The sequence below is a fragment of the Marivita sp. GX14005 genome (assembly GCF_023370775.1).
Lineage (GTDB): Bacteria > Pseudomonadota > Alphaproteobacteria > Rhodobacterales > Rhodobacteraceae > Marivita.
Map to the genome: position 1 here is coordinate 231801 of NZ_JAMCCQ010000002.1, position 14961 is coordinate 246761.

Genomic DNA, 14961 nt, shown 5'->3' on the forward strand with positions numbered 1-14961 from the left:
AAAGACATGGTTCAACTGACGCTCCCCAAGAACTCGAAAATCCGTACAGGCAAAACGTGGCCGAAACCCGAAGGCGCAACGAATGTCCGCAAGTTCAGCATCTATCGCTGGAACCCGGACGATGGCGACAATCCCCGTGTGGATACTTATTTCATCGACATGGACAAGTGCGGGCCGATGGTTCTGGACGCGCTCATCAAGATCAAGAACGAAATCGATCCCACGCTGACCTTCCGTCGCTCCTGCCGTGAAGGGATTTGCGGATCCTGCGCGATGAATATCGACGGCATCAATACGCTGGCCTGCATCTACGGGCTGGATGAAATCGAGGGCGAGGTGAAGATCTATCCGCTGCCGCATATGCCGGTGGTCAAGGATTTGATCCCGGATCTCACACATTTCTACGCGCAGCACGCTTCCATCATGCCTTGGCTGGAGACCAAGACGAACCGCCCGGCGAAAGAATGGAAGCAATCCATCGAGGATCGCAAGAAGTTGGATGGGCTGTATGAATGTGTGATGTGCGCGTCATGTTCGACGGCCTGCCCGTCCTATTGGTGGAACGGCGATCGTTATCTCGGGCCGGCCGCGCTGCTTCATGCCTATCGCTGGATCATCGACAGCCGCGATGAAGCCACCGGTGAGCGGCTCGATCAGCTGGAAGATCCGTTCAAGCTCTATCGCTGCCATACGATCATGAACTGCACCAAGACGTGCCCGAAGGGTTTGAACCCCGCCAAGGCGATTGCCGAAATCAAGAAGATGATGGTCGAGCGGCGCATCTGAGAGCGCCGCACTGTCGCATCCTTCATCGCCGGGCGCGCCGGAACATAGCTTTCCGCCGCCCGTTGGTCCCGTGACCACACGGCTGGAGGAGAGTTTGCCCATTTTTCTGATTGTTCTTTTGATCGGGGTTTTGGCGTATCTGTATTGGCAGCATAAAACCACGACGCTTCGGCGCGAATGTCGGTGGCGGCGAATACAGCCCGGCGCGTGGAGATGCGCCTATTGCGGCGCCGAATTGGCCGCGGAAGCGAGCCCGAAACGCTGCCTGCGCGACGCGACAGACGCTGCCAAAAAAGACTGAGCGCATCATTATTTCTATTGCGCCGAATCCTGTTCGGCGCCATATGCGCGTTTATAGACGCCAACGCACGCACCTCTGGCGGGGTGGGGAAGGCAAAGATGCCTCCCACGTGGTTACGTAGCGACGGTAACGTCTCTGATTGGAATGAGCGGTCTGTGCCGGAAAAACCGGAATGGCCGGGTCTGTTGGAGATGACCAATGAACGCACACGTAACCGGGCTCATCGCCCGCGACGACGCAACTGTGTCCCGCGCAGAGGCATTTATCCTTGCCCGCAAATTCGACCGGCCGACGCTGGTGATCGATACACAGGCGGTCGCCCGCCAATATGCCGCGCTCGCGCAAGGCCTGGGTCGCGCCAGGATTCATTACGCGGTCAAGGCAAACCCGATGCCGGAGATTCTGCAAACCCTGGTTCGGCTCGGAAGCAGTTTCGATGCGGCGTCGCGTGCGGAAATCGAGATGTGCCTCGCCGCTGGCGCCGATGCCGCCCGTATCTCTTTCGGCAACACCGTCAAACGCGCCTCGGACATCGCTTGGGCCTATCGGCAGGGCATTTCTCATTTCGCCGCCGATTCCGAAGAGGAGCTTCGCAAGCTCGCGTCGAATGCCCCCGGCGCGAACGTTTACATCCGTTTGATCGTTGGTTCGCTGCAGGCCGATTGGCCATTGTCGCGCAAGTTCGGATGCGATCTTTCGAAAGCTCCTGCGCTTTTCCGCCTTGCCGCCGATCTGGGCCTGAACCCGGTTGGCCTGTCCTTCCATGTCGGCTCGCAAACCCGTGAAGCTTGGATGTGGGCTGAAACGCTGGATCAGGTTGCAGAGGTCTGGCATGAGCTGATCGCGCAGGGCTTCGATCCGTCGCTGTTGAATATCGGCGGCGGTTTTCCGGCCTTCTATGGCCAAACGGTCGAGGCACCGCAGGATTATGCCGCCGACGTGATGCGGCAGGTCCATGACCGTTTCGGTGACGTGCGGCAAATCATGGCCGAACCGGGGCGCGGGTTGGTTGCCGAAGCGGGCGCGATCTCGGCCGAAGTGCTGCTTGTCTCGCGCAAATGCGACAGCGATCTTCATCGCTGGGTTTATCTGGATATCGGCAAGTTCTCGGGGCTGGCTGAAACGATGGAGGAGGCCATTCGATATCAGTTCCTCACCGATCGCGATCACGAGCCGACAGGAGCGTGCATCCTCGCTGGCCCCTCATGCGACAGCGCCGATGTGCTTTACGAGAAACAGCCGGTACAGTTGCCACTAGGCTTGCAAAGCGGTGACCGGATCGTGATCCGCAACTGCGGAGCATATACGTCGACCTATGCATCGGTCGGGTTCAACGGTTTTCCGCCTCTGGACGTGATTGCAATCTAGATGCGTCAGGCGTCATGCTGGAAACTGGCCGGGTCGTGAGTATTTGGAACGAGAAGAAGCAGGTAACTCTTTTTCAACAAACTTGGGTTTCACTGTCTTCGCGGTACAGGCTGGAGAGCCAATGGCCGTAAGAGGAGACGCCCCGCCATGTTCTTTGTGAGCCGATCACGGCCGGAACACGGCGGGGTGGACCCAACTCTTCTCTTCAAAAATACTCATGACCCAGCCTGATCCGGGGGTCCGAGTATTTGATCGAACGATACGGCCGATGCCGGTCTCTATTTCGGACCCGGCGCGGCGCGACGTCACGCGAAGGCGGAATGAAGCGCGATTTCCACCATGTCGCCGAAGCTGCGCTCTCTTTCTTCGGACGGGAGCGCTTCACCGGTTAGCAAATGGTCCGATACCGTCAGCACAGCGAGGGCGCGCACCGAATGGCGGGCCGCGAGATTGTAGAGTTCGGCAGCCTCCATCTCGACCCCGAGTATCCCGTGGCGCGTCATCTGTTCGTTCAGGTCGGGGCGTTCGTCATAGAACACATCGGACGAATAGATGCCGCCGATATGTGTGGTCACGCCCTTTGCCTCCGCGGCTTCGGCGGCGGCGCTCAGCAAGCCCCAGTCCGCGCAGGGCGCGAAGTTCAATTCCTTGAAGATCCCGCGCGACGGGGTCGAAAGCGTCGATGCCGTCATGGCCAAAACGACGTCTCTGATCCCGACATACGGTTGCATTCCACCGCATGACCCGATGCGGATCAGGGTTTTTGCCCCGTAATCGCGAATGAGTTCATTCGCGTAGATCGACAAAGACGGCATTCCCATGCCCGAGCCCTGAATAGTGACCGGATTGCCGTTCCACGTGCCGGTAAAACCGAGCATCCCGCGCGTTTCGTTGACAAGGCGGGCGTCCTGCAGAAACGTCTCGGCTGCCCATTTCGCGCGATAGGGGTCGCCCGGCATCAATACGGTCTGAGCGATTTCGCCGTCCTTTGCTCCAATATGAACTGTCATTTTAGATCGCCAGATCGTCCAGGGATTGCCCCTGCGCCAAAGCATCATTGATCCAACGCGGTTTGCGTCCTTTTCCCGTCCAGGTCTGTTCGGGATCGGCCGGGTTGCGATATTTGGGAACGCCCTTGGAGCCTTTCTTGCCGGATGCTGCCCCCAGCAATTCGTCGAGTGAGAAACCGTATTCCTTCGCGGCGCTTTCAGCGGCCTTTTTCGCTTCAGCCTTGCGACGGGTTTCAAGCGTTTTCAGGGCCTTTTCGGCATCCGCGATGAGCTTTTGCAACTCGTCCCGGGACATGCTCTCGACATCGATCGTCATTCAAATCTCCAATTCCCATGCATTTCTGTACGGGAATAGAGATGTTTCGCCGCATGTCAATTCGCGCGCGCAATTTGCGCATTAATTCGGTGTGCAGTGCAATTCACGGTTGCCCGCTTCGCTGCGGTGTATCGCGAATAGCGACAGCATCGCTATTCGGCGGCCACTGCCTGCGGATCGGCGAGCGTCACGATATCCATCATGATCGTGTTCAAAGCGAAGTCCTTTGGCGTATAGACGCGGGCAACGCCCATTCGGCGCAGCCTGTCTGCATCGTCCTCGGGAATGATACCACCCACGATGACGGGAATATGGGAAAGTCCGGCATCGCGCATCTTTTGCATCAAATCCTCAACCAAGGGGATATGGCTGCCCGAAAGAATAGACAGACCCACAACATGCGCTTCGCTTTCATGTGCGGCGGTCACGATTTGCTCGGGCGTGAGGCGGATGCCCTCGTAATCGATATCCATACCGCAATCGCGGGCGCGAAAGGCGATCTGTTCGGCGCCATTCGAATGACCGTCAAGACCCGGCTTGCCGACGAGGAATTTCAGGCGGCGGCCCAATCGGTCGCTGACGGCATTGACGGCGTCGCGAATGTCGTCCAGCCCTTCGGTCTTGTTCGACATCGCCTTCGACACGCCCGTCGGGGCGCGATATTCGCCGAAGACGCTGCGCATCTGTTGAGCCCATTCGCCGGTCGTCACACCGGATTTCGCGCAGGCGATGGAGGCGGGCATCACGTTCCGCCCCTCGCGGGCCGCCTCCCGAAGATCGGTCAGGGCCTGCTCGGCAGCCGCGGCATCGCGTTCGCTGCGCCATTGGTTCAGGCGGTCGATCTGATCCTGTTCGACAGCCGGATCGACGACCATGATCCCGCCGTCTTCGGTCTGTAGCGGCGAAGGTTCGCCCTCGGTCCATTTGTTGACGCCGACAACGATGGTCTCGTTGCGCTCGATCCGGTTGAGCCGCTCGGCGTTGGAATCGACAAGCCGGCCTTTCATGTATTCGATCGCGCCGATCGCCCCGCCCATGCTGTCGAGATTGGCAAGCTCGGCGCGCGCGCCTTCCTTGAGCGCTTCGACCTTGGCATCCACTGCCGGGTTGCCATCGAAGAGATCGTCGTATTCCAGCAAATCCGTCTCATAGGCCAGGATCTGCTGCATCCGCATCGACCATTGCTGATCCCAAGGGCGCGGCAGGCCGAGTGCCTCGTTCCATGCCGGCAATTGCACCGCGCGGGCGCGCGCCTTTTTCGACAGCGTGACCGCCAGCATTTCGATCAATATACGATAGACGTTGTTTTCGGGCTGCTGTTCGGTCAGGCCGAGGGAATTGACCTGAACGCCATATCGGAAGCGACGGTATTTCGGTTCTTCCACGCCATATCGTGACTCAAGAATTTCGTCCCAAAGATCGACGAAGGCGCGCATCTTGCACATTTCGGTGACGAAACGGATGCCCGCATTGACGAAAAAGGAGATGCGTCCGCAAAGCGCGGGAAAATCCTCGGGCGCGACGCGCGGCTTCAATTCGTCCAGAACCGCGATTGCGGTTGCGAGGGCAAAGGACAATTCCTGTTCCGGCGTCGCGCCCGCTTCCTGCAGGTGATAGGAACACACGTTCATCGGGTTCCATTTGGGAATATGCGTATAGCAGTATTCCGCCACATCGCCGATCATTTTCAGCGAAGGTTTCGGCGGGCAGATATAGGTGCCGCGCGACAGGTATTCCTTGATCAGATCGTTTTGCACCGTGCCTTGAAGTTTCGACACATCGGCGCCCTGTTCCTCTGCCACCGCGATATAGAGCGCCAGAAGCCAGGGCGCCGTCGCATTGATCGTCATGGAAGTGTTCATCTGTTCGAGCGGTATCTGGTCGAACAGCGTGCGCATATCGCCCAGATGGCAGATCGGCACACCGACCTTGCCCACCTCGCCGCGCGCGAGAACATGATCGCTGTCATACCCTGTTTGCGTCGGCAGGTCGAAGGCGACAGAAAGGCCGGTCTGGCCCTTGGACAGGTTCGAGCGGTAAAGCGCGTTCGAAGCCTTGGCGGTGGAATGACCGGCATAGGTGCGGATCAGCCAAGGGCGGTCTTTGGGTCGGTCTGTCATGACGGTCTCGCTCTGGATGCTGCGAAATATTATTTCTCTTGGCTTTGAATATGGAGAATTTCCCGCAAGTGTCAATTCGCTGCAATGCGGCAATCGCGGGTGCCGAGTTTGAAGGGAGGGAGGCATCAGGGGCAAAATAGAGTTGTCCTCCTGCTCACGCGCTGCAAAGGTCGCCCCATGGGATCGACCGTCGAACTGCCGCTTTGGTTATTCGTCCTGATCGTGCTTTTCGCGGCGGTGACATTCGCGTCGCATTTCCTATTCCCCTCCGTCCGGTGGTTCTTTCGTCGCCGTATGGAGCGTGCGGTCAAGCGGCTGAACGCGAGGCTCGAACGCCCAATCCAGCCGTTCAAGCTCCTGCGGCGTCACGACATGATCCAGAGGCTGGTCTACGATCCAGAGGTCACGCAGGCGATCGTCGAACATGCGGAGGCGATGGGCGTGCGCGAGGATGTGGCCTTCGAGCGCGCGAGACGCTATGCGCGGGAGATTGTTCCTTCCTTCTCGGCATGGGCGTATTTCGGCTTTGCGATCCGCGCGGCGCGGTGGCTCAGCACGTCGCTCTATGATGTGCGGATGGTTCATCAGGATGTGCGTCTGTCGGATATCGATCCGCAAGCGACTGTTGTTTTCGTGATGAACCATCGCTCGAACATGGATTACGTTCTCGTCACCTATCTGGCGGCGGAGCGATCCGCCCTGTCCTACGCAGTCGGGGAATGGGCGCGGGTCTGGCCCTTGTCGCGCCTGATACGCACCATGGGTGCTTACTTCATTCGCCGCAAATCCCGGAACGATCTTTATCGCAAGGTTCTTGCCCGCTATGTCCAGCAGGCGACGGCGGCGGGCGTGACGCAGGCGGTATTCCCGGAAGGCGGGCTCAGTCTTGATGGCAGTTTGGGGGCGCCGAAGGTCGGGATCCTGAAATACATCCTCGAAGGGGCCGGCGCGGCGGATCGGGACGTCGTATTCGTTCCGGTCGCGCTGAACTACGACCGCGTTCTCGAAGACACGATATTGATCGCAGCGAATAGGTCGGGCTCGCGCCGGTTTCGTGCGCGGATCAGCGTCGTTTTCAAGGCCGTGCTGCGCCAGCTCTGGCTGCGGTTGCGCGGGCGCGCGACACGTTTCGGCAGCGCGGCGGTGAGTTTCGGCGCTCCGATGCTGCTCGACGAACTAAGCGAGGAGGCGCGGGATCCCGACCTTCTGTCGGGTTTGATCATGGGGCGTATCGCCGATGCGGTCCCGGTGCTGCCCGTGCCTTTGGTTGCCCGTCTGGTTTTGAACGGCGTGACATCCCGGGCAGCGCTGAAAGACACGTTTTCGAGATGTGCCGGAGCGTCCAGTATCGAAGAGCCGGAAGCGGCTTTCGACAAGGCGCTGGAAAGGCTGCAAAAACGGCAGATACTGACGCGTTCGTGCGATTGCGTCACGATCAATCCAGATCGCGAGGCTTTGCTGACATTCTACGCCAATTCGATCAAGCACCTACCGATCGATCATGCTGCAATTGCGAAGTAAATTCTGCGGTTGCTCGGTTATATAATTACAAAAGCCGTATCCAGATCATTGCATAATTTCAAAACTGCGCATATCTCATGGTCATCTGCCATGATTCTGCATCGCGGCACCTGACGTCCAACTTATGGAGGCTTCAATGGCTCTGGATCAGCAAACCGGCATCGCGGCATATGACGCACCGGAGAAAGACCTGTACGAGATCGGGGAGATGCCGCCGCTCGGTTATGTCCCGCAAAAGATGTATGCCTGGGCGATCCGCCGGGAACGGCACGGCGAGCCCGAAAAGGCTTTCGAGGTCGAAGTGGTCGATACCTGGGAGATCGACAGCCACGAAGTCCTTGTTCTGGTGATGGCCGCGGGCGTGAATTACAACGGCGTCTGGGCCGGGCTCGGCCAGCCGATCAGCCCGTTTGACGGGCACAAGCAACCTTATCACATCGCCGGTTCCGATGCGTCCGGGATCGTCTGGAAGGTCGGTGACAAGGTAAAGCGCTGGAAAGTGGGCGATGAGGTCGTCATCCATTGCAACCAGGATGACGGCGATGACGAGGAATGCAACGGCGGCGATCCGATGTTCAGCCCCACGCAGCGCATCTGGGGATACGAGACGCATGACGGCTCCTTCGCACAGTTCACCCGCGTGCAGGCGCAGCAACTCATGCCGCGCCCCAAGCATCTGACCTGGGAAGAAAGCGCGTGCTATACGCTCACGCTCGCTACCGCCTACCGGATGCTGTTCGGGCATCACCCGCACGAGCTCAAGCCCGGCCAGAACGTGCTGGTCTGGGGGGCGTCGGGCGGTCTGGGCTCCTATGCGATCCAGCTTGCGAACACCGCGGGCGCGAATGCCATCGGCGTGATCTCGGACGAGGACAAGCGAGATTTCGTCATGTCGATGGGGGCAAAGGGTGTCATCAATCGCAAGGATTTCAACTGTTGGGGGCAGTTGCCCACGGTCAATACCCCCGAATACAAGGAGTGGTTCGCCGAAGCGCGCAAGTTCGGCAAGGCGATCTGGGACATCACCGGCAAGGGCAAGAATGTCGACATGGTGTTCGAACATCCCGGCGAGGCGACATTTCCTGTCTCGACACTGGTCGTCAAGAAGGGCGGCATGGTGGTGATCTGCGCCGGCACGAGCGGTTTCAACTGCACTTTTGATGTGCGCTATATGTGGATGCACCAGAAGCGCCTGCAAGGCTCGCATTTCGCCCATCTCAAGCAGGCGGCTTCGGCGAACCAGCTTATGGTCGAACGCCGGCTCGATCCGTGCATGTCCGAGGTGTTCCCGTGGGACGAGATCCCGCAGGCACACACCAAGATGATGCGCAACGAACATAAGCCGGGAAATATGGCGGTGCTCGTGCAATCCCCCAAGACCGGACTGCGCACATTCGAGGATGCATTGGCTGCCAGATCGTAACGAAACGGTTACAAGTTGCCGCTATGCATGAACCCGCGGGCCTCAAGCTCGCGGGTTTTTCGTTGAGGGAAGCGGTTTCAGTGTGATGCAAACGACAACATCCCCATTTTTGGGGAGTGGAAATCAGGGAATTTAACGATTTTTGACCACATGCTAAGGTTGTGTTAACGATCTATTAACTATCTGGAGGTGACGGTGCGATGGGACATGATTGGATCATAGACGTGTTGACGGATCTCAGGACGTTTGCCGCGGCAAACGATCTCGAAGCGCTGGCAGAGAAACTGGGAGACACCCAGTCCTTCGCGCAGGCGGAGCTTTCGTCGCACGGTAAGGGGACGAACCGTGGGATATTTGGAGAAACTGCCGCAATTGGACGGGGTGATTGCCCGGCTGGAGTGCGCCGAGCATCTTGAAGATCTGCAATCGGCGATAGAGTGGTTGCGCGATCATTATCGCGTCGACCACATGGTCTATCACTGGGTGTCGGCCAATGGGGAACAATATGGCTGTGGCACCTACGATCCTGCCTGGGTGCAGCGTTATATCGATCAGGGCTATCTGCGCATCGATCCGGTCGTGCTCGGATGTTATCAGAATTTTCATCCCGTGGATTGGAAGCGGCTCGACTGGTCGAGCAAGTCTGCCCGCAGTTTCCGCAGGGACGCTATGGCGCACGGGATCGGCAACCAGGGTTTTTCCATTCCCATCCGCGGCCCGAACGGGCAGTTCGCGCTGTTCACCGTGAGCCATGATTGCGACGATGAGGAATGGGCCGGTTTCGCCGAACTGAACCGCCGCGATCTCATCCTTCTGGCGCATTATTTCAACCAGACCGCGCTCAAACTCGCGCCGGGCCGGGCGCCGGAGCCGACGCAGCCCCTGTCGCCGCGCGAGGTGGAAACGATGACGCTTCTGGCTGTCGGATACAGCCGCGCGCAGGTGGCCGATACGCTGTCCATATCGGAACACACGCTGCGCGTTTATATCGAAAGCGCCCGGTTCAAACTGGGGGCGCTCAACACCACCCATGCGGTCGCCCGTGCCATGGCGCGGGGCCAGATCGTTGTGTAATAGCGGTTTTCCGATCGGCGATAATTCGCCGCGCAACGGGCAGCGCGCGGTGCGGAAAGAAACAATTCACCTTTGATCCTCAGCCTCTCCTCAACTCACGGAGGATTTGCTGATGATTCGCTACCTGTATGCCAACGATCTCGCGCGCTATCCCAGACTGGCACGCACCATGTTCGAGGATCGCGCCGATCAATTCGCCACCCGCCTCGGCTGGGAGGTCAGCGTCGATGCGCGGGGGCAGGAGCGTGACGAGTATGACACGCTGAACCCGCTCTACGTGATTTGGGAAAAGGCGAATGGCGCGCATGGCGGTTCGATGCGGTTTCTGCCCACGACCGGGCGCACGATGGTGAACGAACACTTCCTGAACCTGACCCAAGGCGTCCCGTTCCAAAGCCCGTTCATCTGGGAATGCACGCGGTTTTGCCTCTCGCGCGACACCGAACAGGGTACCGCCGCCGCGCTGATGCTGGCGGGCGGAGAGATCATGCAGAATTTCCACATCCGGCATTTCGTCGGCGTGTTCGATGCGCGCATGGTCCGCATCTACAATCGCATCGGCGCTGCGCCGGAGGTTCTTGGCACGTCCGGGCAGGGGCGCCAGGCGATCAGCGTCGGGCTATGGGAATTCTCCGACGCGGCGCAAAAACAGGTCTCGCGCGTGGCTGGCGTTCCGCTCGATGCCTCGCGCGCGTGGTTCGATGCCGCGTTCGGCGGCGTTGAGGATCAGCCGGCGATTTCCGCCGCCTGACGCTGGTGCCCGGACCCGGGGGGATATAGGGTCCGGGCATGACGCTTCCCGCCCTGACCTATTCCGACGACCAAGCCGCCGCGCATGACAAGGTGGCCGAACTTCTGCGCGGCGCAGGGGTCGATCTGGAGGGCGGGATTCTGCGCCCTCCAAAGGATGGAAAAACGCCGATCATGGCGATCACCGGCAAGGCCGGATCGGGCAAGACGCTGCTACTGGCGGAGCTGTGCAAGGCCTTGCAAGACGCCGGGGTCGAGGTCGTTTCCGGCGATTACGAAAGCCGGCGCAGCAAGGACAGGCGCACGCTTGCCGTGCTTGCCCCGACGAACAAGGCCGCCAGCGTGCTGCGCATGCGCGGCGTTCCGGCAACGACCATTCACCGCATCCTTTATACGCCCGTCTACGATCCAGAATACGAGCGGATCGCCGAATGGCTGATGGGCAACGACGAACGGCCCGAGATCGCGGATCTGACCGACGAGGCTCTGGCGCGCGCGCAACTGTCCTATGAGACACATAAATCCATTCCCGCCGCACTGGCCGCCGCCGGGCTCCGCGGATCGGATTTCATCACAGGTTGGAAACGCCGCGAGGATCCGCTCGATATCGGGTTCGTCGATGAAGCCTCCATGCTGGATGAGCGCCAGATGGAGGATTTGCGCGAGATTTTTCCCACATTGCTCCTTTTCGGAGACCCGGCTCAGCTGGCGCCCGTCAATCAATCCGGCAAGATGGTATTCGATACGCTCGCCCCCGAACAGGTTCTGACCCTCAAGCGCATCCACCGGCAGGATGCGGACAATCCGATCCTCGATCTGGCTCATGCGCTCGCCGATCCGCAGATGGATTTCTGGGCGTTCGAGCGGATGGTCGAAGATCTGGCGCAGCGCGATGACAGGATCGTCTGGGGCCAGCGCGTCGAATCCGATCTCGTGGCGCGCTCGCCCGTGCTGGTCTGGCGCAACGCGACGCGCATCCGACTGATCCAGGCGTTTCGCGCCGTCTATGACGCACCGCAGGATTCCCTGCTCGAAGGTGAGCCGCTTATTTGCGACGGGCTGGAACTGCCGCTCAAACACCGCAAGAAACGCCTCGATCTAGAAGCGCGCGGTCTGATCAAGGGGGCGCAGGTCGTCTATCTCGGCCCTGGGCGCAAACCCGGCTTTTCGCGGCTGCACGTCATGGGCGCGCTCGATCCGCAGGTCTCTGCCGCGTCCATCGTCAAGATCGAAAAGCCCGGCGAGGAAGAGCCGTTCATCCCCTTCGCCGCACGCATGGGCGCGACCTTCCTGCACGGCGCGGCGGTGACGATCCACAAGGCGCAGGGCTCACAATGGGACGCGGTGCAGGTCTTCGCGCCCGACCTCGAAGTCGCGGCCAGGATGGGCCGGATGGAAGCGGGCCAGCCGCTCTGGAAACGGCTGGCCTATGTCGCGATCACGCGTGCTGCCACGCGTCTGCATTGGGTGGTGCGCGCAAGGCTTTCGAAACCCTCGGCGCCGCTCCGCATCGATGATCTCAAGGCGGCTCCGGCGGCGCCGCTCGAGCTTGAAGCGCAAGCCGACGCGTGATCAGAGCTTTACGATCTGCTTACCGGTATTGCCGCCCTTGAGCATCGCGATGAACGCCTCGGGTGCGTTCTTCAGCCCCTCGGCCACGTCTTCGAGATAGGCAATCTCGCCATTGGCGACCTTCGGGCCGACCTCTTCGTGGAATTCGTCCATCCGGTCGAAATGATCGAAGCTGATAAACCCGGTAACCTGAAGGCGGTTCACCAGAATCGCGCGCCAGACCGAAGGCAGCTGGTTCGTGTCCTTGATATTCTTGCCGTCATACCAGGCGACCATGCCGCAAAGCGGGATGCGCCCGTGCTGGTTCATCAGCGGAAGCACCGCCTCCAGAAGCGGCCCGGCGACGTTCTCCCAATAGATATCCACCCCGTCCGGCGCGGCCTCGGAAACAGCGTCTCGCAGGCTTTCGGCGCTGTCATGGGCATGGTGATCGATGGCGGCATCGAAGCCGAATTTCTCGGTCGCGATCCGGCATTTCTCCTCGCCGCCCGCGATGGCGACGGTGCGCAGCCCTTCCGCCTTGGCCAGCTGGCCCACCATGGAGCCGACCGGCCCGGTCGCCGCACCGACGACAAGCGTTTCGCCTTTCTTGGGCTTGCCGTAAAGCTTCAGCCCGGCCCATCCAGTGAGCCCCGGCATCCCGAGCACACCGAGCGCGGTCGAGGGCGGCAACCTGTCGTCAAGCTTGCGCGCCTCCCCGCCGGACAGGATCGCATGGCTTGCCCAGCCGGTCATGCCGGTCACGGTGTCGCCTTTCGAGAACCCGTCTGCCTTGCTTTCCAGCACCCGGCCGACACCCTGGCCGGTCATCGTCTCACCAAGCTCGACCGAGGCGGCGTAGCTTTCTGAATCGTCCATTCGCCCGCGCATATAGGGATCGAGCGATAGATGCGTGACCTCGATCAGCACCTCGCCATCGCCGGGGCTGGGAATGTCGCAGGTTTCGAATTTGAAATCGTCCGGAACCGGCGCGCCCTCGGGGCGGCGGGCCAGCGTGATGCGGGACATTTGATCGGACATGAAAGCCTCCTGAGATTGTCTTCTCAGGACCAATGCCCCAGATTGCCGAAAGTTCAGGCGGCGGCGCTGCGAATGGCGCGCATATTGTCGCCGTAGGGGGCCGGGTTCTGAACCGATCCGCCCTTGAAGACCGCCGATCCGGCGACAAGCACATCCGCCCCCGCTGCCGTGACGATCGGTGCGGTCCGGGGATCGACGCCGCCGTCGATCTCGATATGCACCTCCCGGTCGCCGATCATCTCGCGCAGTTCGGTCACCTTCTGCACGCAAGAGTGGATGAAGCTTTGCCCGCCGAAACCGGGATTTACCGTCATCACGCAGATCATATCCACCAGATCGAGCAATGGCGCTGCCGCCTCGGCCGGCGTGCCGGGGTTGAGTGCAAGACCGGCCTTTGCCCCCGACGCACGGATCGCCTGCAACGTGCGGTGGATATGCGGGCCGGCTTCGACATGGGCGGTGATGATGTCTGCCCCGGCCTTGGCGAAGGCCTCGATATAGGGATCGACGGGAGAGATCATCAGGTGAACGTCCATCACAGTCTTGATATGCGGGCGGATGGCGGCGCACATCGCCGGGCCGAAGGTGAGGTTCGGCACGAAATGCCCGTCCATCACATCGACATGGATCCAATCCGCGCCCTGTGCTTCGACCGCCTCGATCTCCGCACCGAAATTGGCGAAATCGGCAGCGAGGATGGAGGGGGCGATCTTCACCGAGCGGTCGAATGTCATGGCGCGTGTTCCTATGGGGATGGTCTGGAGTTAATACCCGGCGTCGCGATCCACAAGGTGCAGCATCGGCTCGCCGGTTTCGTTGCGCCGGATGTTCCTTGCGATGGCGCGGGCGGCGCTGGGCGGACGGGTTTCGGATGCGATATGCGGGGTGACGGTCACTTGCGGATGATCCCAATAGGGGTGATCGCGTGGCAGCGGTTCGGTGCGAAACACGTCCAGAGTCGCATGGGCGATCTGCCCGCTATCGAGCGCTGCCAAAAGCGCGTCATCGTCGATCAGCGGCCCGCGCCCCGGATTCAGGATGAACGCCCCGTACGGCAGCATCGCCAGCGTTTCGGCGTTCAGCGTGTTTTGCGTGACGGGTGTGTCGGGCAGGAGCAGGATCAGGATTTGCGCGTTGCTCAAAGTCTCATGCAGCCCGTCCCGTCCATTCAGGCAAGTGATTCCATCAACCGTTTTCTCACTCCGCGACCAGCCTGTGACCGGAAAGCCGAGCCGCGTCAGAGCCAGCCCGCAAGCCGTGCCCAACTCTCCCAGTCCGAGGATGCCGACAGGGCGATCGGCCGAAACCGGCGGCGCAACGTGGCGCCATTCGTGATCCGGATTCACGATATGGGCATCCATGCCCAGATGATGGCGCAACGTGTGGCCCGTCACCCATTCGACCATGCCCTGCGTCAGCCCTTCGTCATCGACCATGCGCGCGAAGGGAACGGTCAGCGTCGGGTTGTCGACCGCGTCCTCGACCCCGGCCCACAGGTTGAGCACCGCCTTGAGCCGCGTATAGGGCCGGAAATCCTGCACTTCGGAATTGGGCGCGTAGATGATGTAATCCACGCTTTCGGGCGCCAGATCGGTGCCGAGCGTGACATCCAGCCCTTCCTCCGCAAACGCGGCGCGCAAGGGCGCTTCGTATCTCGCCCAGCCTTCGCCGCTGGCCGCAAACAGGATCGTGAGGGGCAT

General features: G+C 60.5%; 13 protein-coding genes. 7 read left to right on the forward strand and 6 right to left on the reverse strand.

The window, feature by feature from the left end; translation table 11 throughout:
- Positions 1–6: 6 nt before the first annotated feature.
- Together M3465_RS07310 and M3465_RS07315 are read left to right on the forward strand one after the other, a co-directional pair.
- Complete coding sequence (locus M3465_RS07310) at positions 7–786, forward strand: succinate dehydrogenase iron-sulfur subunit (RefSeq protein WP_249501080.1); 780 nt, start codon at positions 7–9, stop codon at positions 784–786.
- Positions 787–1285: 499 nt separating this feature from the next.
- Positions 1286–2455 carry a type III PLP-dependent enzyme gene (locus M3465_RS07315; protein ID WP_249501081.1) on the forward strand — a complete coding sequence of 390 codons (1170 nt, stop codon included), beginning with the start codon at positions 1286–1288 and terminating at the stop codon, positions 2453–2455.
- Positions 2456–2760: 305 nt separating this feature from the next.
- On the opposite strand, the gene deoD is transcribed toward M3465_RS07315, so the two are convergent.
- The 3 genes from deoD to M3465_RS07330 all read right to left on the reverse strand — a co-directional run bounded on the left by deoD (position 2761) and on the right by M3465_RS07330 (position 5901).
- Positions 2761–3465: a purine-nucleoside phosphorylase gene (gene deoD, locus M3465_RS07320; RefSeq protein WP_249501082.1), complete on the reverse strand. Its 705-nt coding sequence runs from the start codon at positions 3463–3465 to the stop codon at positions 2761–2763.
- A 1-nt stretch (position 3466) separates the two neighbouring features.
- Complete coding sequence (locus M3465_RS07325; protein ID WP_249501083.1) at positions 3467–3781, reverse strand: H-NS histone family protein; 315 nt, start codon at positions 3779–3781, stop codon at positions 3467–3469.
- 152 nt (positions 3782–3933) lie between these two features.
- The gene (locus M3465_RS07330) at positions 3934–5901 is read right to left on the reverse strand and encodes an ethylmalonyl-CoA mutase (RefSeq protein ID WP_249501084.1); all 1968 of its coding nucleotides are present in this window, start codon (positions 5899–5901) and stop codon (positions 3934–3936) included.
- Between the two features lie 177 nt (positions 5902–6078).
- On the opposite strand from M3465_RS07330, the gene M3465_RS07335 reads away from it, so the two are divergent.
- The 5 genes from M3465_RS07335 (at position 6079) to M3465_RS07355 (ending at position 12241) form a co-directional block, all read left to right on the forward strand.
- Positions 6079–7422 carry a 1-acyl-sn-glycerol-3-phosphate acyltransferase gene (locus M3465_RS07335; protein WP_249501085.1) on the forward strand — a complete coding sequence of 448 codons (1344 nt, stop codon included), beginning with the start codon at positions 6079–6081 and terminating at the stop codon, positions 7420–7422.
- Between the two features lie 136 nt (positions 7423–7558).
- Positions 7559–8845: a crotonyl-CoA carboxylase/reductase gene (gene ccrA / locus M3465_RS07340; RefSeq protein ID WP_249501086.1), complete on the forward strand. Its 1287-nt coding sequence runs from the start codon at positions 7559–7561 to the stop codon at positions 8843–8845.
- A 354-nt stretch (positions 8846–9199) separates the two neighbouring features.
- Positions 9200–9919, forward strand: coding sequence for a helix-turn-helix transcriptional regulator (locus M3465_RS07345; RefSeq protein WP_249501608.1), 720 nt, complete (start codon positions 9200–9202; stop codon positions 9917–9919).
- Positions 9920–10031: 112 nt separating this feature from the next.
- On the forward strand, positions 10032–10670 hold the full coding sequence (locus tag M3465_RS07350) for an acyl-homoserine-lactone synthase (RefSeq protein WP_249501087.1): 639 nt from the start codon (positions 10032–10034) through the stop codon (positions 10668–10670).
- 38 nt (positions 10671–10708) lie between these two features.
- The gene (locus tag M3465_RS07355) at positions 10709–12241 is read left to right on the forward strand and encodes an ATP-dependent DNA helicase (RefSeq protein ID WP_249501088.1); all 1533 of its coding nucleotides are present in this window, start codon (positions 10709–10711) and stop codon (positions 12239–12241) included.
- Here the strand turns inward: M3465_RS07355 and M3465_RS07360 are convergent, their stop codons facing one another.
- The 3 genes from M3465_RS07360 to M3465_RS07370 are packed head-to-tail and all read right to left on the reverse strand — an operon-like array spanning position 12242 to position 14961.
- Positions 12242–13261 (reverse strand): NADP-dependent oxidoreductase, encoded by a 1020-nt coding sequence (locus M3465_RS07360; protein ID WP_249501089.1) that lies wholly within the window; start codon positions 13259–13261, stop codon positions 12242–12244.
- Between the two features lie 53 nt (positions 13262–13314).
- Complete coding sequence (gene rpe / locus M3465_RS07365; RefSeq protein WP_249501090.1) at positions 13315–13995, reverse strand: ribulose-phosphate 3-epimerase; 681 nt, start codon at positions 13993–13995, stop codon at positions 13315–13317.
- A 30-nt stretch (positions 13996–14025) separates the two neighbouring features.
- Positions 14026–14961 (reverse strand): 2-hydroxyacid dehydrogenase, encoded by a 936-nt coding sequence (locus tag M3465_RS07370; protein WP_249501092.1) that lies wholly within the window; start codon positions 14959–14961, stop codon positions 14026–14028.

Bases quoted from the DNA above. Each gene is read 5' to 3' on its own strand.
- M3465_RS07310 (WP_249501080.1), top strand. From the start codon at position 7: ATGGTTCAACTGACGCTCCCCAAGAACTCGAAAATCCGTACAGGCAAA.
- M3465_RS07315 (WP_249501081.1), top strand. From the start codon at position 1,286: ATGAACGCACACGTAACCGGGCTCATCGCCCGCGACGACGCAACTGTG.
- deoD (WP_249501082.1), bottom strand. From the start codon at position 3,465: ATGACAGTTCATATTGGAGCAAAGGACGGCGAAATCGCTCAGACCGTA.
- M3465_RS07325 (WP_249501083.1), bottom strand. From the start codon at position 3,781: ATGACGATCGATGTCGAGAGCATGTCCCGGGACGAGTTGCAAAAGCTC.
- M3465_RS07330 (WP_249501084.1), bottom strand. From the start codon at position 5,901: ATGACAGACCGACCCAAAGACCGCCCTTGGCTGATCCGCACCTATGCC.
- M3465_RS07335 (WP_249501085.1), top strand. From the start codon at position 6,079: ATGGGATCGACCGTCGAACTGCCGCTTTGGTTATTCGTCCTGATCGTG.
- ccrA (WP_249501086.1), top strand. From the start codon at position 7,559: ATGGCTCTGGATCAGCAAACCGGCATCGCGGCATATGACGCACCGGAG.
- M3465_RS07350 (WP_249501087.1), top strand. From the start codon at position 10,032: ATGATTCGCTACCTGTATGCCAACGATCTCGCGCGCTATCCCAGACTG.
- M3465_RS07355 (WP_249501088.1), top strand. From the start codon at position 10,709: ATGACGCTTCCCGCCCTGACCTATTCCGACGACCAAGCCGCCGCGCAT.
- M3465_RS07360 (WP_249501089.1), bottom strand. From the start codon at position 13,261: ATGTCCGATCAAATGTCCCGCATCACGCTGGCCCGCCGCCCCGAGGGC.
- rpe (WP_249501090.1), bottom strand. From the start codon at position 13,995: ATGACATTCGACCGCTCGGTGAAGATCGCCCCCTCCATCCTCGCTGCC.
- M3465_RS07370 (WP_249501092.1), bottom strand. From the start codon at position 14,961: ATGCCCCTCACGATCCTGTTTGCGGCCAGCGGCGAAGGCTGGGCGAGA.